Source organism: Aeromonas sp. 603079 (assembly GCF_049172135.1).
Taxonomy (GTDB): domain Bacteria; phylum Pseudomonadota; class Gammaproteobacteria; order Enterobacterales; family Aeromonadaceae; genus Aeromonas; species Aeromonas veronii.
This window is the reverse complement of the sequence record NZ_JAAKPX010000038.1, coordinates 1-18,725: the sequence shown is the minus strand read 5'-3', so window position 1 is coordinate 18,725 and position 18,725 is coordinate 1. Positions and strand designations below refer to the sequence as shown.

18 protein-coding genes and 1 tRNA gene are annotated in these 18,725 nt (G+C 55.1%); all 19 read right to left on the bottom strand.

Annotated elements, in window-relative coordinates:
• Positions 1 to 125: GTP-binding protein (locus G5287_RS20515; protein ID WP_234887766.1), on the bottom strand; the 125-nt coding region annotated here is incomplete at its 3' end.
• 54 nt (positions 126 to 179) lie between these two features.
• On the bottom strand, positions 180 to 2,285 hold the full coding sequence (gene fusA, locus G5287_RS20510; RefSeq protein ID WP_021229318.1) for an elongation factor G: 2,106 nt from the start codon (positions 2,283 to 2,285) through the stop codon (positions 180 to 182).
• Positions 2,286 to 2,360: 75 nt separating this feature from the next.
• Positions 2,361 to 2,831: a 30S ribosomal protein S7 gene (rpsG, locus tag G5287_RS20505; protein ID WP_005339911.1), complete on the bottom strand. Its 471-nt coding sequence runs from the start codon at positions 2,829 to 2,831 to the stop codon at positions 2,361 to 2,363.
• A 93-nt stretch (positions 2,832 to 2,924) separates the two neighbouring features.
• Positions 2,925 to 3,299 (bottom strand): 30S ribosomal protein S12, encoded by a 375-nt coding sequence (rpsL, locus tag G5287_RS20500; protein WP_005306278.1) that lies wholly within the window; start codon positions 3,297 to 3,299, stop codon positions 2,925 to 2,927.
• A gap of 182 nt (positions 3,300 to 3,481) precedes the next feature.
• The gene (gene tusB / locus G5287_RS20495; protein ID WP_005339909.1) at positions 3,482 to 3,760 is read right to left on the bottom strand and encodes a sulfurtransferase complex subunit TusB; all 279 of its coding nucleotides are present in this window, start codon (positions 3,758 to 3,760) and stop codon (positions 3,482 to 3,484) included.
• A gap of 7 nt (positions 3,761 to 3,767) precedes the next feature.
• Entirely contained in the window at positions 3,768 to 4,127 is a 360-nt protein-coding gene (gene tusC, locus G5287_RS20490; protein ID WP_005341830.1) for a sulfurtransferase complex subunit TusC, read from the bottom strand.
• Positions 4,128 to 4,135: 8 nt separating this feature from the next.
• Positions 4,136 to 4,528, bottom strand: a complete 393-nt coding sequence (gene tusD, locus G5287_RS20485; protein WP_227341806.1) for a sulfurtransferase complex subunit TusD — start codon at positions 4,526 to 4,528, stop codon at positions 4,136 to 4,138.
• An 84-nt stretch (positions 4,529 to 4,612) separates the two neighbouring features.
• Positions 4,613 to 4,993 carry a RidA family protein gene (locus G5287_RS20480; RefSeq protein WP_227341805.1) on the bottom strand — a complete coding sequence of 127 codons (381 nt, stop codon included), beginning with the start codon at positions 4,991 to 4,993 and terminating at the stop codon, positions 4,613 to 4,615.
• A 24-nt stretch (positions 4,994 to 5,017) separates the two neighbouring features.
• Positions 5,018 to 5,734: a helix-turn-helix transcriptional regulator gene (locus tag G5287_RS20475; protein ID WP_064338927.1), complete on the bottom strand. Its 717-nt coding sequence runs from the start codon at positions 5,732 to 5,734 to the stop codon at positions 5,018 to 5,020.
• 194 nt (positions 5,735 to 5,928) lie between these two features.
• A complete protein-coding gene (rpoC, locus tag G5287_RS20470) occupies positions 5,929 to 10,233 on the bottom strand; it encodes a DNA-directed RNA polymerase subunit beta' (protein WP_100647045.1) in 4,305 nt (1,434 codons plus the stop codon).
• Positions 10,234 to 10,324: 91 nt separating this feature from the next.
• Positions 10,325 to 14,353 carry a DNA-directed RNA polymerase subunit beta gene (gene rpoB, locus G5287_RS20465; RefSeq protein ID WP_421173225.1) on the bottom strand — a complete coding sequence of 1,343 codons (4,029 nt, stop codon included), beginning with the start codon at positions 14,351 to 14,353 and terminating at the stop codon, positions 10,325 to 10,327.
• A 224-nt stretch (positions 14,354 to 14,577) separates the two neighbouring features.
• Positions 14,578 to 14,940, bottom strand: a complete 363-nt coding sequence (gene rplL, locus G5287_RS20460) for a 50S ribosomal protein L7/L12 (protein WP_005341840.1) — start codon at positions 14,938 to 14,940, stop codon at positions 14,578 to 14,580.
• Positions 14,941 to 14,991: 51 nt separating this feature from the next.
• Positions 14,992 to 15,492 (bottom strand): 50S ribosomal protein L10, encoded by a 501-nt coding sequence (gene rplJ / locus G5287_RS20455; RefSeq protein ID WP_216952230.1) that lies wholly within the window; start codon positions 15,490 to 15,492, stop codon positions 14,992 to 14,994.
• A 256-nt stretch (positions 15,493 to 15,748) separates the two neighbouring features.
• Positions 15,749 to 16,450: a 50S ribosomal protein L1 gene (rplA, locus tag G5287_RS20450; RefSeq protein ID WP_005339888.1), complete on the bottom strand. Its 702-nt coding sequence runs from the start codon at positions 16,448 to 16,450 to the stop codon at positions 15,749 to 15,751.
• A gap of 4 nt (positions 16,451 to 16,454) precedes the next feature.
• Positions 16,455 to 16,883 carry a 50S ribosomal protein L11 gene (rplK, locus tag G5287_RS20445; RefSeq protein WP_026456244.1) on the bottom strand — a complete coding sequence of 143 codons (429 nt, stop codon included), beginning with the start codon at positions 16,881 to 16,883 and terminating at the stop codon, positions 16,455 to 16,457.
• A gap of 134 nt (positions 16,884 to 17,017) precedes the next feature.
• Positions 17,018 to 17,545: a transcription termination/antitermination protein NusG gene (nusG, locus tag G5287_RS20440; RefSeq protein WP_019840195.1), complete on the bottom strand. Its 528-nt coding sequence runs from the start codon at positions 17,543 to 17,545 to the stop codon at positions 17,018 to 17,020.
• Between the two features lie 33 nt (positions 17,546 to 17,578).
• On the bottom strand, positions 17,579 to 17,950 hold the full coding sequence (gene secE, locus G5287_RS20435; RefSeq protein WP_005341843.1) for a preprotein translocase subunit SecE: 372 nt from the start codon (positions 17,948 to 17,950) through the stop codon (positions 17,579 to 17,581).
• A gap of 60 nt (positions 17,951 to 18,010) precedes the next feature.
• Positions 18,011 to 18,087 (bottom strand) — tRNA-Trp (locus tag G5287_RS20430).
• Positions 18,088 to 18,140: 53 nt separating this feature from the next.
• A partial coding sequence (locus tag G5287_RS20425) for an EF-Tu/IF-2/RF-3 family GTPase (protein WP_421179904.1) occupies positions 18,141 to 18,725 on the bottom strand: 585 nt, incomplete at its 5' end.

Genomic DNA, 18,725 nt, shown 5'->3' with positions numbered 1-18,725 from the left:
CCACCGAAGTGCTTGGCCAGCACGTTGGTGATAGCTGCAGTCAGGGTGGTTTTACCGTGGTCAACGTGGCCGATGGTGCCGACGTTTACGTGCGGTTTATTACGCTCAAATTTTTCTTTAGACACGACGTAGTCCTTCTAGGTTAAACCCGCCTACCGTCGTAGGCGGGGAATCTTAAATTACTTGGATTTGCGCTCTTCGATCACGGCTTGTGCAACGTTGGTCGGTGCATCGTGATACTTGGCGAATTCCATGGCGTAGGAAGCGCGACCCTGGGTAGCGGAACGCAGTGCAGTTGCATAACCGAACATTTCGGCCAGCGGCACCAGAGCACGCACGATCTTGCCGGACGGGCCATCTTCCATACCTTCGATCAGGCCACGACGACGGTTCAGGTCACCGATAACGTCGCCCATGTAATCTTCCGGAGTTTCAACTTCTACTTTCATGATCGGTTCGAGCAGAACCGGGTTGGCTTTCATGAAGCCAGCCTTAAAGGCCATGGAAGCAGCGATTTTGAACGCCAGTTCGGAAGAGTCGACATCGTGGTAAGAACCGAAGTGCAGACGCACACCCAGATCCATAACCGGGTAACCAGCCAGCGGACCAGATTTGAGCTGCTCACGGATACCTTTATCAACACCCGGGATGAATTCACCAGGAATGACACCACCTTTGATGTCGTTGACGAATTCGTAGGCTTTGCCTTCTTCCAGCGGGTACATGTCGATAACAACATGACCGTACTGACCGCGACCACCAGACTGCTTGGCATGCTTGCCTTCGATGTCTTTAACGGTGGTACGGATGGTTTCACGGTAGGCAACCTGCGGCTTACCTACGTTGGCTTCAACCTTGAACTCGCGACGCATACGGTCAACGATGATGTCCAGGTGCAGCTCACCCATACCAGCGATGATGGTTTGACCTGACTCTTCGTCAGTCCATACGCGGAAGGACGGATCTTCCTGAGCCAGACGGCCCAGAGCCAGACCCATCTTCTCCTGGTCAGCCTTGGTTTTCGGCTCAACCGCGATAGAAATTACCGGCTCCGGGAATTCCATACGCTCGAGGATAATCGGTGCGTTCGGGTCACACAGGGTGTCACCAGTGGTCACGTCTTTCAGACCGATAGCAGCAGCGATGTCACCAGCGCGTACTTCTTTGATCTCTTCACGCTTGTTGGCATGCATCTGAACGATACGGCCAAAACGCTCGCGCTTGTCCTTGACGGAGTTCAGCACGGTGTCACCGGAGTTGATCACGCCAGAGTAGACACGGAAGAAGGTCAGGTTACCGACGAACGGGTCGGTAGCGATCTTGAACGCCAGAGCAGAGAACGGCTCGTCATCAGAAGCGTGACGCTCGTCTTTGGTCTCGCCGTCCATTTTCAGGCCGTCGATAGCAGCAACGTCGGTCGGAGCTGGCAGGTACTCGATCACGGCATCCAGCATTGCCTGTACGCCCTTGTTCTTGAACGCGGAGCCACAGGTTACCAGGATGATTTCGTTGTTCAGCACGCGCTGACGCAGAGCACCTTTGATCTCTTCCTCGGTCAGCTCTTCGCCGCCCAGGTATTTTTCCATCAGGTCTTCAGACGCTTCAGCAGCGGCTTCAACCAGATTCATGCGCATTTCTTGCGCCTGTTCCAGCAACTCGGCCGGGACGTCTTCGTAATCGAAGGATACGCCCTGATCAGCTTCATTCCAGTTGATGGCTTTCATCTTGACCAGGTCAACAACGCCCTTGAAGTTCTCTTCAGAGCCGATGTTCAGCTGAAGGGGAACCGGAGTACCTTTCAGACGGGTCTTGATGTGCTCAACGCAGCGCAGGAAGTTGGCGCCGGTACGGTCCATCTTGTTGACGAACGCGATACGGGGAACCTTGTACTTGTTAGCCTGACGCCATACGGTTTCAGACTGTGGCTGTACGCCACCTACGGCACAGTACACCATCACGGCACCGTCCAGAACACGCATTGAACGCTCTACTTCGATAGTAAAGTCAACGTGGCCCGGGGTATCGATGATGTTGATACGGTGCGGTTGGAACTGTTTACCCATACCGGACCAGAAAGCGGTGGTCGCGGCGGAGGTGATGGTGATACCACGCTCTTGTTCCTGTTCCATCCAGTCCATGGTGGCAGCGCCATCGTGAACTTCACCGATCTTGTGACTTACACCGGTGTAAAACAGTACGCGCTCGGTAGTAGTAGTCTTACCGGCGTCAATGTGAGCGGAGATACCGATGTTACGATAACGCTCAATGGGGGTTGTACGAGCCATTGTCATCCTCTTACTAAGGCGCTTGTCCCTAGATAATTAAAGGTGCGCAGAGTCAAAAGACCCTGCGCAAGCGGATTACCAGCGGAAGTGAGCGAAGGCTTTGTTCGCTTCAGCCATACGGTGAACGTCTTCACGTTTCTTGACAGACGAACCCTTATTGTCAGCGGCATCCAGCAGCTCGCCAGCCAGACGCTGAGCCATTGATTTTTCACCACGTTTACGAGCGGCATCAACCAACCAGCGCATTGCCAGGGCATTGCGACGTACCGGACGAACTTCTACCGGCACCTGATAGGTTGCACCACCGACGCGACGAGATTTAACCTCGACCGCCGGACGAATGTTATCCAGAGCTTCTTCGAATACGGCCAGGTGCTCTTTGCCAGATTTGGTGGCAATGATGTCCAGGGCGCCATAAACAATGGCTTCTGCAACAGATTTCTTACCGTCAACCATTACTACGTTGACAAATTTAGCCAGCAGCTCTGATCCGAACTTGGGATCTGGCAGGATTTTACGCTGACCAACAACACGACGTCTTGGCATTTCAAATTCTCCGTAACTTCAGGGATTACCCAAAACTAGAAAGCTATCTAACTAGAAACGAATTAACGTTTGGCCTTACTTAACGGAGAACCATTAAGCTTTAGGACGCTTCACGCCATACTTGGAGCGAGCCTGCTTACGGTCTTTAACACCGGCACAGTCCAACGCACCACGAACGGTGTGATAACGAACACCTGGCAAGTCTTTTACACGACCGCCACGGATCAGAACAACAGAGTGCTCTTGCAGGTTGTGACCTTCACCGCCGATGTAGGAGGTGACTTCGAAGCCGTTGGTCAGACGTACACGGCACACTTTACGCAGTGCAGAGTTAGGCTTCTTCGGGGTGGTGGTATATACACGAGTGCATACGCCACGCTTCTGAGGGCACGCTTCCAGCGCCGGCACGTTGCTTTTCACAACGAGCTTGATGCGTGGCTTGCGAACCAACTGGTTAATAGTTGCCATCAAAAGGCTCCTGATAATGACTTCATAAACGTGTGGAAAATCCTCCCCGCAGATACGGGGACGCGAAATTTTATGCCCTGTTGTCTGGGGAGTCAAGATTTATACAATTTGCGCCACAAAAGGGCAATTCGGATCCGTTTGATTTCACGATATCACCTTGAATTTTCTTGGAAATGTGCTTCTCAGCCACCCCAGGTGCGCGGGGAACCTTTTTGCGCAATCAGTGCCACCAGACCCGCCATATCGAGCACATTACCCACCCGATGCTGCAAACCGCGAGCTTGCAGATCTTCCTGCATCACATAAAGCGGGATACCCGCCAGCCGCGCGCTCCACTGGGGAGCCGATGCCGCAATCACGGCATCCTGCATCAGTACCAGCTCATCCTCGGGCTGAAGGTATGAGAGCGCCTCTGCCAGAGCCTGACTCTGAAAGGGAGAGTTCAATATCAGATGCAACATGGAGACCTCAAAAGCTGATGTGAGTCGAACATTGTGCCCAGCGCCGAGCCAGTTCCTGGCGCGGCAGACTCTCGACGGGGATCAGCAGATCATCCACTGTCACGCCACGCTCTGCCAGCGAGTCAGCACAAACATAGACCTCTTCGATGTCGTAGAGTTCCAGCATCTTGAAGGTGGGCGCGTAGTGGCGCTGCAAAATGGCGGCAGGCTGCTGTTCCTTGAGCAGTTGCAACACACCGTCCCCAATCAGGAAGAGGGCCAGCTCATCGGTCATGGCCGAGGTGGCCAGCAAGGCATCCAGTCCTTCCCGGCCGGCGGCATGGCCATGGGGACCACGACTGCAGATAAAGGCGATTTTCTTGCTCATGACTCCCCCTAGAACTGAACCAGCCGATCGGTGGTGAGCGCCGCCTCGGCCAACTGGCCCAGACCGCTCAGGCAAAATGGCGCTTGCAGATTGAAGTGCTCCAGCCCTGCCCCCTTGGCTTCCTGTTCATCGAGCACACCGCGCCGCATGGCGGCGGCGACACAGACGTCGATACCGATCCCCTGCTCTTCCGCCAGCTCTCGCCATAGACGCACCAGGTCAGTCTCATCGGATGCAGGCAGATGCAAACCGTTGCCGTTGCAGACCCCGTCCTGATAGAAGAACAGGTGGGACAAGGTATGCCCCTGTGCCAACAAGGTGCGGGCAAAACGATAGGCGGTGCTGGCCGACTGGGTGCCATAGGCAGGCCCCGTGACCAGGATGGCAAAACTCAGACTCATAGCAGGACTCCTGTGCTGACCCGGTCCATTTTACGCCAAAAACAAAAAAGCCCCTGCCAGGAGGGGCTTGATTCGATCTGTTGATCAGAGATGGGCAATCGCCTCGACCTCGACCAGCACATCTTTCGGCAGACGGGCCACCTCTACGCAGGAGCGAGCTGGCGCCGCATCGCCAAAGTAACGGGCATAGACCTGATTGAAGGCAACGAAGTTGTTCATGTCGCTCAGGAAGCAGGTGGTTTTGACCACTTTGCTGGCATCGGCACCCGCAGCGTGCAACACGGCAATCAGATTCTTCATCACCCGCTCGGCCTGCTCTTCAATGCCGCCAGCCACGATTTCCATGGTGGCAGGATCGAGCGGGATCTGCCCGGAGGTGAAGATCATCTCGCCAACCTTGGTAGCCTGAACATACGGACCAATCGCGGCAGGCGCCTTGTCGGTTGCAATCACTTCTTTAGCCATTCATCTATCCCCTTCTGGAATGAGTTACTCGTTCTCGTCTTCACCCTGCTTGCGCTGTCGGATGTAAAGATAAACGGTATGTTTTGAAATATTGAGTTTGTCCGCCACCAGATTGATCGAATCCTTGATGTCAAAAATGCCCTTCTCGAACAGCTGGGTCACGATGAAGCGATTCTTGGCATTGTTGGCCACGGTGGGATCGCGATTGATCTCGTCGATGGTGTTATCCACCGTCTGGGCAACCAGCTCTTCCACGCTGTTGGCAAAGGTCTCTGGTGACTGGCGCGCCGCCTGCTGGGGCGTCGGGAAAAATTCGGCCACGAACTCGTGGAAAGGCGCATTGATGTGCAGGTTGATGCAGATAAGCCCCACCACTTGTCGCTCGCGGTTGCGAATGGCGATGGTGCTCGACTTCATCAGCGCGCCGGTACGGCTGCGAGCGAAATAGCTCTGGGTGTAATCCTGGCCGGTGCTCTCGATGTCTTTGAGCATGCGCAGGGCGAGATCGGTGATGGGCGCCCCGAGGGTGCGTCCGGTATTGAAGCCGTTGGCGATCTTGATCACCGACTCGTGCAGATTTTCCAGGGAGTGGAGTACCACTTCACAATGCTTGCCGAACAGCTCGGCCAAACCATCGATGAGCCCATCGTATGAGCGCAACAATTCCCTGTCTTCATCTGTAAAAGTGCGGCTGATCAGCTGTTCTTCGGGAAGCATGGCTTCCTCGATACCGACAGTCATGTTCTACCCCTGTAATAACCATTCAACTTTCCCGAGTGTTAAATTGCAGGGGAGCAAAGTCAACTTTTTTTGATTTTTTACTCTACAACTTTGCTCTGGATCATCCTGAAACCCGCGCTGCGTCTACCTTTGCCGAGGAATTGGCCAACAAAAAGGGCTCCTTGAAGGAGCCCTTTTCAATCACGGATGACGAGTTACTCTTCGTCGAAGCTACCGGCTGCGTTCAGCAGATCCGCCAGGTTCTGCTCCGCTTCATCAGCGGTCACCTGCGGGGTGCCAACAGCACGAGCTGCGGCAGCACGCTGGTTGATCCGGCTGTGGTGGTAGGCAAAGCCGGTACCAGCCGGGATCAGACGACCCACGATGACGTTCTCTTTCAGACCACGCAGTTCATCACGCTTGCCACCTACGGCGGCTTCGGTCAGAACGCGAGTGGTTTCCTGGAAGGAAGCCGCGGAGATGAAGGACTCGGTGCTCAGAGATGCCTTGGTAATACCCATCAGTACATGACGGTAGGTCGCAGGGGTCTTGCCCTCGGCAACCAGCTTACGGTTGGCAATCTTCACACGAGCCACTTCAACCTGTTCGCCTTCGATCAGATCGGTATCGCCAGCGCTCAGGATCTCGCACTTGCGCAGCATCTGACGAACGATGACTTCGATGTGCTTGTCGTTGATCTTAACGCCTTGCAGACGGTAAACGTCCTGCACTTCGTTGGCGATGTAGTTGGCGACCGGGCTGATACCGCGCAGACGCAGGATGTCGTGAGCAGACTCAGGACCGTCCGCCAGCACTTCACCCTTCTCAACTTTTTCACCTTCGAACACGTTCAGGTTACGCCACTTCGGAATCATCTCTTCGTAGACGTTGCCACCATCGGTCGGGGTGATGACCAGACGGCGTTTGCCCTTGGTCTCTTTCCCGAAGGAGATGGTACCGGAGATCTCGGCCAGAATTGCCGGTTCCTTCGGTTGACGTGCTTCGAACAGATCCGCAACGCGCGGCAGACCACCGGTGATGTCCTTGGTACCGCCGGACTCTTGCGGGATACGCGCTACCGCGTCACCCACGCCCACATTGGCACCATCTTCCAGGTTCACGATCGCCTTGCCCGGCAGGAAGTACTGGGCGGCTACATCGGTACCCGGGATCATCACGTCTTTGCCGTTCAGGTCGACCAGTTTAACGGTCGGACGCATCTCTTTACCGGCGCTCGGACGCTCGTTGACGTCCAGAACAACGATAGAAGAGAGACCGGTCAGCTCGTCGGTCTGACGAGTGATGGTCACGCCATCGATCATGTGTTCGAACTGCAGGCGACCAGCCACTTCGGTGATGATCGGGTGGGTGTGCGGATCCCAGTTGGCAACGGTCTCGCCAGCGCTCACGGCCTGGCCGTCCTTCACTTCCAGCACGGAACCGTAAGGCAGCTTGTGGCTTTCCTTGGTACGGCCCATGTCGTCCATGATGGTCAGTTCGGTAGAACGTGAGGTGATAACCAGTTTGTCATCGCTGTTGTGAACGAACTTGGCGTTCTGCAGCTTGATGGTACCGGTGTTCTTGACCTGGATGCTGCTTTCAGCAGCGGCACGAGATGCAGCACCACCGATGTGGAAAGTACGCATCGTCAGCTGGGTACCCGGTTCACCGATGGACTGGGCGGCGATAACACCGACAGCCTCACCCTTGTTAACCAGGTGACCACGGGCCAGATCACGGCCGTAGCAGTGAGCACAGTTACCGAAGTCAGTTTCACAGGTGATGGCAGAACGAACCTTCACACGGTCAACGGAGTTACGCTCCAGCAGGTCACACAGCTGCTCGTCGAGCAGGGTGTTGCGAGCAACCAGGATCTCGTCCTCGGTACCCGGCTTGATGACATCTTCTGCCACCACACGACCCAATACGCGCTCACGCAGCGGCTCGACCACGTCGCCACCCTCGATCAGCGGAGTCATCCACAGACCGTCGGTAGTGCCGCAATCGTCCTCGGTGATCACCATGTCTTGCGCCACGTCTACCAGACGACGAGTCAGGTAACCGGAGTTCGCAGTCTTCAGTGCAGTATCCGCCAGACCCTTACGAGCACCGTGGGTAGAGATAAAGTACTGCAGTACGTTCAGGCCTTCGCGGAAGTTCGCGATGATCGGAGTCTCGATGATGGAGCCATCCGGCTTGGCCATCAGGCCACGCATACCGGCCAGCTGACGGATCTGAGCGGCGGAACCACGCGCACCAGAGTCAGCCATCATAAAGATGCTGTTGAACGAGGCCTGCTCTTCTTCTTCACCCAGCGAGTTGACGTTACGCTCTTTGGACAAGTTCTCCATCATGGCTTTGGAGACGCGCTCGTTGGCGCTGGCCCAGATATCGATAACCTTGTTGTAACGTTCGCCCGCAGTTACCAGACCGGACAGGAACTGGTCCTGGATCTCGGCAACTTCGGCTTCGGCAGACGCGATGATGTCTTTCTTGGCATCCGGGATGACCATGTCATCGATACCAACGGAAGCACCGGACAGCGCCGCGTAGTGGAAACCGGTATACATCAGCTGGTCAGCGAAGATAACGGTGTCCTTCAGCCCCTGCTTGCGATAGCAGGTGTTCAGCAGACGGGAGATGAGCTTTTTGCCCAGCGCCTTGTTGGATACGCATTTGATCCAGTTCTGCGGATTGGCTTCCAGATCGGCCTGCTCGGCAGCAGTCAGCACCTTCGGCTCGTCGATCAGGGCGTATTCCATACCTTTCGGCAGGATCAGGCTCAGGATCGCACGACCAACGGTGGTGTTCTTCATCTCGGTCTTGGCAACCAGCTCACCGGCTTCGTTCTTCACGTACTCGGTGATGCGGCACTTGACGCGAGCATGCAGGTCGGCCAGACCAGCACGGTACACTTTCTCGGCCTCTTTCGGGCCGGACAGCACCATACCTTCACCCTTCGCATTGATGCGGGCGCGGGTCATGTAGTACAGACCCAAGACCACGTCCTGAGAAGGAACGATGATCGGCTCACCGGAGGCTGGCGACAGGATGTTGTTGGTAGACATCATCAGCGCACGCGCTTCCAGCTGGGCTTCCAAGGTCAGCGGTACGTGAACCGCCATCTGGTCACCATCGAAGTCCGCGTTATACGCAGCACAAACGAGCGGGTGCAGCTGGATTGCCTTGCCTTCGACCAGAGTCGGTTCGAATGCCTGGATACCCAGACGGTGCAGAGTCGGTGCACGGTTCAGCAGAACCGGATGTTCGCGGATCACTTCGTCCAGGATATCCCAAACGACAGCTTCTTCGCGCTCCACCATCTTCTTGGCGGCCTTGATAGTGGTCGCCAGACCGCGGGTTTCCAGCTTGCCATAGATGAACGGCTTGAACAGTTCCAGCGCCATCTTCTTCGGCAGACCGCACTGATGCAGACGCAGAGTCGGGCCTACGGTGATAACGGAACGACCGGAGTAGTCGACACGCTTACCGAGCAGGTTCTGACGGAAACGACCCTGCTTACCCTTGATCATGTCGGCCAGGGATTTCAGCGGGCGCTTGTTGGAACCGGTGATGGCACGACCGCGACGGCCGTTATCCAGCAGCGCATCGACGGACTCTTGCAGCATACGCTTTTCGTTGCGCACGATGATGTCCGGAGCAGCCAGATCCAGCAGACGCTTCAAGCGGTTGTTACGGTTGATCACGCGACGGTACAGATCGTTCAGATCGGAAGTCGCGAAACGGCCGCCGTCCAGCGGTACCAGCGGACGCAGGTCCGGCGGCAGCACAGGCAGCACTGTCATGATCATCCACTCCGGCTTGTTGCCGGACTGCAGGAAAGCTTCCATCAGCTTCAGACGCTTGGTGGTCTTCTTGCGTTTGGTCTCGGAGTTGGTTTGATCCAGCTCCTCACGCATCGCTTTGACTTCACCTTCCAGATCGATGGCGCGCAGCAATGCCAGGATTGCTTCGGCACCCATCTTGGCGTCAAATTCGTCGCCCCACTCTTCCAGCGCATCCAGGTACTGCTCTTCGGAGAGCATCTGGCTGCGTTCGAGGTTGGTCATGCCCGGCTCGATAACTACGAAAGATTCGAAGTAGAGCACGCGTTCGATGTCGCGCAGGGTCATGTCCAGCAGCAGACCGATACGGGACGGCAGGGACTTCAGGAACCAGATGTGGGCAGTCGGGCTGGCCAGCTCGATGTGGCCCATACGCTCACGACGGACCTTGGTCTGGGTCACTTCAACGCCGCACTTCTCACAGATCACACCACGGTGTTTCAGGCGCTTGTACTTGCCGCACAGACACTCGTAGTCCTTCACCGGTCCGAAGATACGGGCGCAGAACAGACCATCACGCTCCGGCTTGAAAGTCCGGTAGTTGATGGTCTCAGGCTTTTTGACCTCACCGAATGACCAGGAGCGGATCATGTCAGGAGAGGCCAGACCGATCTTGATACTGTCAAACTCTTCGGTCTTGGTCTGAGCCTTCAAAAACTTGAGTAAGTCTTTCACGTGTTTCCCCTGTCAGGAGTCTAACCTCGGCGCCCCGGCTGCCAAAACAGCGGGGCGCCCACGTCAATTCTCGAACAATAAGAGCGAGCTCTTACTCTTCGTCCAGCTCGATGTTGATACCCAGAGAGCGGATTTCCTTCAGCAATACGTTGAAGGATTCGGGCATGCCCGGCTCCATACGGTGGTCGCCATCCACGATGTTCTTGTACATCTTGGTACGGCCATTCACATCGTCAGACTTGACGGTCAGCATCTCCTGCAGGGTATATGCCGCACCGTAAGCCTCCAGGGCCCACACTTCCATCTCACCGAAACGCTGACCACCGAACTGAGCCTTACCACCCAGCGGCTGCTGGGTAACCAGGCTGTAAGAACCGGTAGAACGCGCGTGCATCTTGTCGTCGACCAGGTGGTTCAGCTTGAGCATGTACATGTAACCAACGGTTACTTTACGCTCGAAGCGGTTACCGGTACGGCCATCGAACAGATCAATCTGACCGGACTCCGGCAGATCGGCCAGCTTCAGCAGGGCTTTGATTTCGCGCTCTTTGGCACCATCAAACACTGGAGTAGCAACCGGCAGACCCTTACGCAGGTTACCCACCAGGGTACGTACGTCGTCGTCAGACAGTTCGGCGATGTTCACTTGCTGGGTGTCCTTCTCGCCCAGGTCATAGACCTGTTGCAGGAAGTTGCGCATCTCGTGCAGCTCGCGCTGCTCTTTGACCATGCGATCGATCTTCTCGCCGATACCCTTGGCCGCAAGGCCCAAGTGCACTTCGAGGATCTGACCGATGTTCATACGGGATGGTACGCCCAACGGGTTCAGTACGATGTCGACCGGACGGCCGAACTCGTCATGAGGCATATCCTCGACCGGACAGATCTTGGAGATAACACCCTTGTTACCGTGACGGCCCGCCATCTTGTCACCCGGCTGGATGCGACGCTTGACTGCCAGATAAACCTTGACGATTTTCAGTACGCCCGGCGCCAGATCATCACCCTGGATAATCTTGCGACGCTTGTTCTCGAATTTCTTGTCGAACTCGGCTTTCAGCTCAACGTGCTGTTCAGCGATCTGTTCCAGTTCGGTCTGCTTGCCTTCGTCTTCGATGGCCAGTTCAAACCACTTGGAGCGATCGAGCTTGTTCAGACGATCTTCGCTGTAACCGGCGGCCAGCAGCAGGTTGCGGGAGCGGCCGAAAATGCCGTCTTCCAGGATCTTGAACTCTTCGGTCAAGTCCTTCTTCGCTTCCTTCAGCTGCATCTCTTCGATTTCTTTGGCACGCTTGTCTTTTTCCACGCCATCGCGGGTAAAGACTTGCACGTCAACCACGGTACCGTACACACCGTTCGGTACACGCAGGGAGGAGTCCTTCACATCGGACGCCTTCTCACCGAAGATGGCGCGCAGCAGCTTCTCTTCCGGCGTCAGCTGGGTTTCACCTTTCGGGGTTACCTTACCGACCAGAATATCGCCGCCCTTCACTTCGGCACCCACGTAGACGATACCGGACTCGTCCAGCTTGGACAGAGCGGCTTCACCCACGTTCGGGATGTCAGCCGTGATCTCTTCCGGACCCAGCTTGGTGTCACGGGAGATACAGGCCAGTTCCTGGATATGGATGGTGGTCAGGCGATCTTCCTGAACAACACGCTCGTTCACCAGGATCGAGTCTTCGAAGTTGTAACCGTTCCACGGCATGAACGCGACGCGCATGTTCTGACCCAGCGCCAGTTCCCCCAGGTCGGTGGACGGGCCGTCAGCCAGTACGTCGCCAGCCATGACCGGCTCACCCAACATCACGCAAGGACGCTGGTTGATACAGGTGTTCTGGTTGGAACGGGTGTATTTGGTCAGGTTGTAGATGTCGATACCGGCTTCGCCTGGCATCAGCTCATCTTCATTGACCTTCAGGACGATACGGGAGGCATCGACATAGTCGATTACGCCGCCACGCTTGGCCACTACGGTTACACCGGAGTCAACGGCCACAGCGCGTTCCATACCGGTACCTACCAGCGGCTTGTCAGCACGCAGAGTCGGTACAGCCTGACGTTGCATGTTTGAACCCATCAATGCGCGGTTCGCGTCATCGTGTTCCAGGAACGGGATCAGAGCCGCTGCCACAGATACGATCTGCTGCGGGCTCACGTCCATATACTGGATCTGGTCGGCGTTCATAAAGGTGGATTCACCTTTGTGACGGCACGGGATCAATTCATCTTTCAGACGGCCATCTTCGGTGGTCGCGGCGTTAGCCTGTGCGATCACGTACTTGCCTTCTTCAATAGCAGACAGGTAGTCCACTTCGTCGGTGATCACACCGTCAATGACCTTGCGGTACGGGGTCTCGAGGAAACCGTACTCGTTGGTACGAGAGTACACGGACAGAGAGTTGATCAGACCGATGTTCGGACCTTCAGGAGTCTCGATAGGGCACAGACGACCGTAGTGGGTCGGGTGTACGTCTCGGACTTCAAAGCCGGCACGCTCACGAGTCAAACCGCCCGGGCCCAGCGCAGAGATACGGCGCTTGTGGGTCACTTCGGAGAGCGGGTTGTTCTGGTCCATAAACTGGGACAGCTGGCTGGAACCAAAGAACTCTTTGACTGCGGCGGAGATCGGCTTGGCGTTGATCAGATCCTGCGGCATCAGGGTGTCCAGGTCGCCCAGGGAGAGACGCTCCTTGACCGCACGCTCGACACGCACCAGACCGACGCGGAACTGGTTTTCAGCCATTTCACCGACAGAACGGATACGACGGTTACCCAGGTGGTCGATATCGTCCACTTCGTCGTTACCGTTACGGATGTCGATCAGGCGCTTCATTACATCGACGATATCGTCTTTGGTCAGTACGCCAGCGCCAGTCTCGTCTTCACGACCCAGACGGCGGTTGAACTTCATCCGACCTACGGTAGACAGGTCGTAACGCTCGGCAGAGAAGAACAGGTTTTCGAACAGCTGCTCTGCTGCTTCACGTGTCGGCGGCTCGCCCGGACGCATCATGCGGTAGATTTCTACCAGCGCTTCCAGACGGTTGGTGCTGGAATCGACGCGCAGGGTCTCGGACATGTAGGCACCGTGATCCAGTTCGTTGGTGAACAGAACCTCGAAATGCTTGAAGCCGGCCTGGGACAGGTTGGCAATCGCTTCCAGACTCAGCGCCTGGTTGGCTGCCACTACCAGTTCGCCAGTTTGCGGATGTGCGTAGTCCTTGGCTGCAACTTTGCCAACAACGTACTCAACCGGTACCTCAATCTGGGTAACTGCGTCTTTTTCCAACTGACGGATGTGACGGGCAGTCACACGACGACCGGTTTCAACAACCACGGCACCATTGGCCACGATGTCGAAGGTCGCAGTTTCGCCACGCAGGCGCTCCGGCACCAGATCCATCATCAACTTGCCATCTTTGACCTCGAAACCGATGGTTTCGAAGAAGGTGGCCAGGATTTGTTCGGAAGTGAAGTCCAGGGCGCGCAGAATAATGGATGCCGGCAGTTTGCGACGACGGTCGATACGGACAAACAGGTTGTCTTTCGCATCGAACTCGAAGTCCAGCCAGGAGCCACGGTAGGGGATAACGCGAGCGTTATACAGCACCTTACCGGATGAATGTGTTTTGCCTTTATCGTGGTCGAAGAAGACGCCCGGGCTGCGGTGCAGCTGGGAAACGATAACCCGCTCGGTACCATTGATAACAAAGGTGCCGTTCTCGGTCATGAGCGGAATTTCGCCCATGTATACTTCTTGTTCCTTGATGTCTTTGACGGTGCCGGCAGCTGCTTCACGGTCGTACAGAACCATACGAAGCTTGACACGCAGCGGCGCGGAGTAGGTCACTCCACGGATCTGGCATTCTTTTACGTCAAATACCGGCTCACCCAGGCGATAGCTGACATACTGAAGCTCAGCACTACCGGAGTAACTGGTGATCGGGAAAACGCTACGGAAAGCGGCCTCTAGGCCATATTCACCTTCCGGGTCAGCCTCGATGAACTGCTTGAAGGAGTCCAGCTGAATGGACAACAGATAAGGCGTGTCCAGTACCTGGTCTCGCTTACCGAAGTCCTTACGAATGCGTTTTTTTTCGGTATAAGAGTAAACCATAGGGTTCCTCAGCTCGCTGATAAGTGACCCACTCTGTCCCGCGGGACAGCTCTGTCTCAACACCGTTTTGTGTTGGCCCGGACGAAAGAAGACAGTCCGGATTGCTGGTGCACCGAGAGTCGTAAACGGTGTGAAATGCTCTCAGTCTACAGCGCAAAAAGGCTGGTGAACAAAAATTCACCAGCCCTAGCCTGTTTTATCAGGCTAATCTACATAAATGCAGATTATTTGATCTCAACAGAAGCACCGGCAGCTTCCAGCTCTTTCTTCAGAGCTTCAGCTTCGTCTTTGGAGACGGCTTCTTTCAGGTTAGCCGGAGCAGCTTCTACCAGATCTTTGGCTTCTTTCAGGCCCAGACCGGTAGCGCCACGAACGGCTTTGATGACGGCAACTTTGTTGGCACCGGCAGCAGTCAGAACTACGTCGAACTCGGTCTTCTCTTCTACTGCTTCAGCGGCCGGACCGGCAGCAACAGCAACAGCGGCAGAAACACCGAATTTCTCTTCCATAGCTTCGATCAGCTCAACAACTTCCATTACGGACATGGAAGCAACGGCTTCGATGATTTGGTCTTTAGTGATAGACATGACAAAAATTCCTGATGTTGAATAAACTCAAACAGCCTAAATAGGCGAGAATCAAGCAGCAGCTTGCTTCTGATCACGCACAGCAGCGATGGTACGAACCAGCTTGCCAGCAGAGGCTTCTTTCATAGTAGCCATCAACTTCGCAATTGCTTCGTCGTAGGTCGGCAGCGTGGCCAGACGATCAATTTGTGCTGCGGCGATAAACTCACCGTTAAAAGCGCCAGCCTTGATTTCGAACTTTTGGTTCGCTTTGGCAAACTCTTTGAACAGACGAGCAGCAGCGCCCGGGTGTTCGTTAGAGAAAGCAATCAAGGTAGGACCGGTAAATGCGTCGTTCAGGCACTCGTATTCGGTACCTTCTACCGCGCGACGCAGCAGGGTGTTACGCACAACGCGCATGTACACACCGGCTTCACGAGCGGTTTTACGCAGGACGGTCATCTTGTCTACAGTGACACCGCGAGAATCGGCAACAACTGCAGAAAGAGCGCCTTTGGCAGCTTCGTTGACTTCAGCAACAATTGCCTTTTTGTCTTCGAGTCCCAATGCCATTGGCTTAACTCCTGGATTGAATCCGGGTCAAATGACCCAGTACTGACACATCCCCCCTACCTTTACAACAGAGGGGAACGATGCGGTAGCAGGATTCCAGAAGAGAAAGAATCTTTCTCGCTGGGTTTCCGGCACCGTCTACGCAGGAAACATTAAGGCTTTACAGCCTCCTGCGGTCTTGGACGGAGGTCGAAACCCCCAACCAATCAAGGCGCAAAATTATAGATTAAATTTTGCGCCTTGTAAAACCCATCAATTAGGCCTGAGCTTCCAGAGAAGCTTGGTCTACGGCAACACCGGCACCCATGGTGGTGGAGATGCTGACTTTCTTGATGAATTGACCTTTGGCGGAAGAGGGCTTGCCTTTTTTCAGGGCAACCAGCAGAGCTTCCAAGTTTTCTTTCAGCTGAACTTCGTTGAAAGAAACCTTACCCAGAGTGGTATGGATGATACCATTCTTGTCGTTACGGTAACGAACCTGACCAGCCTTGGCGTTCTTGACAGCTTCGGCAACGTTAGGAGTTACAGTACCAACTTTCGGGTTCGGCATCAGGCCGCGCGGGCCCAGGATTTGACCCAGTTGACCAACAACGCGCATGGCATCCGGGGATGCGATAACTACGTCGAAGTTCATCTCGCCTTTCTTAACCAGATCGGCCAGGTCATCCATACCTACCAGGTCAGCACCGGCAGCTTTAGCTGCTTCGGCATTGGCACCTTGGGTAAATACGGCAACGCGTACATCACGACCGGTACCGTGCGGCAGTACAGTAGCACCACGTACGTTCTGGTCAGATTTACGAGCGTCGATACCCAGGTTGACAGCAACGTCAACGCTTTCAACGAACTTGGCGGTAGCCAGTTCTTTCAGCAGGGCAATGGCTTCGTTGATGGAGTACTCTTTGGTACCGTCAACTTTTTCGCGAATAACGCGCATACGCTTGGAAAGTTTAGCCATTGTCTTAATCCTCCACTACCAGACCCATGGAACGAGCGGAGCCTGCGATGCAACGTACTTTTGCATCCAGATCGGCACCGGTCATATCCGGTTCTTTGGTCTTGGCGATTTCTTGCAGCTGGGCTACGGTCACCTTACCAACCTTGTCTTTGTTCGGCTTGGCAGAACCAGACTTGATGCCAGCAGCTTTCTTCAGCAGGAAGGAAGCAGGCGGAGTCTTGGTTTCGAAGGTGAAGGAACGGTCGCTGTAAACGGTGATCACGACCGGGGTCGGTGAACCTTTTTCCAGCTTTTCTGTACGAGCGTTGAACGCCTTACAGAATTCCATGATGTTAACACCGTGTTGACCCAGTGCAGGACCAACGGGAGGAGACGGGTTGGCTGCACCAGCAGCAACCTGCAGCTTGATATAAGCTGTGACTTTCTTAGCCATTAGGAAATTACCTCAAAAATGGGTTCTAGCGCCTCGGAGACATGCTCCTGCAAACGGCTCCCCAACTAATAAAGGGGCAGCGAATTATAGAGATATTCGCTGCCCCTGACAACTGTTGAGTGAACAGAAATCAATCAGCCCTTTTCGACCTGACCGAAATCCAGCTCAACGGGAGTAGAACGACCGAAGATCAGTACAGAAACCTTCACGCGGCTCTTCTCGTAGTCCACCTCTTCAACGGTTCCATTGAAGTCGGCAAACGGACCATCGGCAACCCGCACCATTTCACCCGGTTCAAACAGGGTTTTCGGACGCGGCTTGTCGTGGGCATCCTGCAGACGGTTCAGGATGGCATCGGCCTCTTTGTCGGAGATCGGTGCCGGACGGTCGGAAGTACCGCCGATGAAGCCCATGACGCGCGGTACGTTACGCACCAGGTGCCATGTAGTTTCATCCATGATCATCTGAACCAGGACATAGCCCGGGAAAAACTTGCGCTCACTCTTGCGCTTCTGGCCTGCACGCATCTCGACCACTTCTTCGGTCGGGACCAGTACTTCACCGAACATGTCTTCCATGCCATGCATCTTGATATGCTCGCGCAGGGATTTGGCGACACGGCCTTCATAGCCGGAAAACGCCTGCACGACATACCATCTCATACGCTGTTCACGTTGTTCAGTCATGGCTTATCCTTACACACCGGTAATCAGGTTGACCAACCAGACCAAGGCGCCGTCCAGAACGAACAGCAGCAGCCCCATCACGGCGGTCACCGCCAGCACAATCAGGGTTGTCTGAATGGCTTCCTGACGGGTTGGCCATACGACCTTGCGGACTTCCAGGCGAGACTCACGGGCGAATGCCAGTGTTGCCTTCCCTTTGGTGGTTTGCAGGGCTACTGCACCGGCAGCAGCGATGACAATGACCACACCCAAGGCGCGGACGGCAGCAATAACATCGCTCAGTAGATAATTACCTACTACAGCGGCCACCAGGATAATGAAAACCAGGCCCCAAAGCAGGGTATCCTTGCTTCCGCCCTGGTTCTCAGAACTAACACTCATACAACCCACCTGTATCTGACGTAACCAAAGACACAAAAGCCCCGTACGAGACGAGGTATATGGCAGGGGCGGCAGGACTCGAACCCGCAACCATCGGTTTTGGAGACCGCTGTTCTACCAATTCGAACTACGCCCCTGCATAAGAAAGCCCCTATTATAGGGGCTTTGCTTTATTTATGTAAGCCAAAGATTAAGCGATAACTTTAGCTACAACACCAGCACCTACGGTACGGCCACCTTCACGGATAGCGAAACGCAGGCCGTCGTCCATTGCGATCGGTGCAATCAGGGTAACAACCATCTTGATGTTGTCGCCCGGCATTACCATCTCTACGCCTTCCGGCAGTTCGATGGTACCGGTCACGTCGGTAGTACGGAAGTAGAACTGCGGACGGTAGCCTTTGAAGAACGGGGTATGACGACCACCTTCTTCTTTGGACAGCACGTACACTTCAGATTCAAACTTGGTGTGCGGCTTGATGGTGCCCGGCTTGGCCAGTACCTGACCACGCTCTACGTCTTCACGCTTCACGCCACGCAGCAGTGCACCGATGTTCTCGCCTGCACGACCTTCGTCCAGCAGCTTACGGAACATTTCAACGCCGGTACAGGTGGTCTTGGTGGTATCTTTGATACCAACGATTTCCACTTCTTCACCAACTTTAACGATACCGCGCTCTACACGACCGGTAACTACAGTACCACGGCCAGCGATAGAGAATACGTCTTCGATCGGCATCAGGAACGGCTGGTCAATCGCACGCTCCGGCTCCGG

Bases quoted from the DNA above. Each gene is read 5' to 3' on its own strand.
- fusA (WP_021229318.1), bottom strand. From the start codon at position 2,285: ATGGCTCGTACAACCCCCATTGAGCGTTATCGTAACATCGGTATCTCC.
- rpsG (WP_005339911.1), bottom strand. From the start codon at position 2,831: ATGCCAAGACGTCGTGTTGTTGGTCAGCGTAAAATCCTGCCAGATCCC.
- rpsL (WP_005306278.1), bottom strand. From the start codon at position 3,299: ATGGCAACTATTAACCAGTTGGTTCGCAAGCCACGCATCAAGCTCGTT.
- tusB (WP_005339909.1), bottom strand. From the start codon at position 3,760: ATGTTGCATCTGATATTGAACTCTCCCTTTCAGAGTCAGGCTCTGGCA.
- tusC (WP_005341830.1), bottom strand. From the start codon at position 4,127: ATGAGCAAGAAAATCGCCTTTATCTGCAGTCGTGGTCCCCATGGCCAT.
- tusD (WP_227341806.1), bottom strand. From the start codon at position 4,528: ATGAGTCTGAGTTTTGCCATCCTGGTCACGGGGCCTGCCTATGGCACC.
- G5287_RS20480 (WP_227341805.1), bottom strand. From the start codon at position 4,993: ATGGCTAAAGAAGTGATTGCAACCGACAAGGCGCCTGCCGCGATTGGT.
- G5287_RS20475 (WP_064338927.1), bottom strand. From the start codon at position 5,734: ATGACTGTCGGTATCGAGGAAGCCATGCTTCCCGAAGAACAGCTGATC.
- rpoB (WP_421173225.1), bottom strand. From the start codon at position 14,353: ATGGTTTACTCTTATACCGAAAAAAAACGCATTCGTAAGGACTTCGGT.
- rplL (WP_005341840.1), bottom strand. From the start codon at position 14,940: ATGTCTATCACTAAAGACCAAATCATCGAAGCCGTTGCTTCCATGTCC.
- rplJ (WP_216952230.1), bottom strand. From the start codon at position 15,492: ATGGCATTGGGACTCGAAGACAAAAAGGCAATTGTTGCTGAAGTCAAC.
- rplA (WP_005339888.1), bottom strand. From the start codon at position 16,450: ATGGCTAAACTTTCCAAGCGTATGCGCGTTATTCGCGAAAAAGTTGAC.
- rplK (WP_026456244.1), bottom strand. From the start codon at position 16,883: ATGGCTAAGAAAGTCACAGCTTATATCAAGCTGCAGGTTGCTGCTGGT.
- nusG (WP_019840195.1), bottom strand. From the start codon at position 17,545: ATGAGATGGTATGTCGTGCAGGCGTTTTCCGGCTATGAAGGCCGTGTC.
- secE (WP_005341843.1), bottom strand. From the start codon at position 17,950: ATGAGTGTTAGTTCTGAGAACCAGGGCGGAAGCAAGGATACCCTGCTT.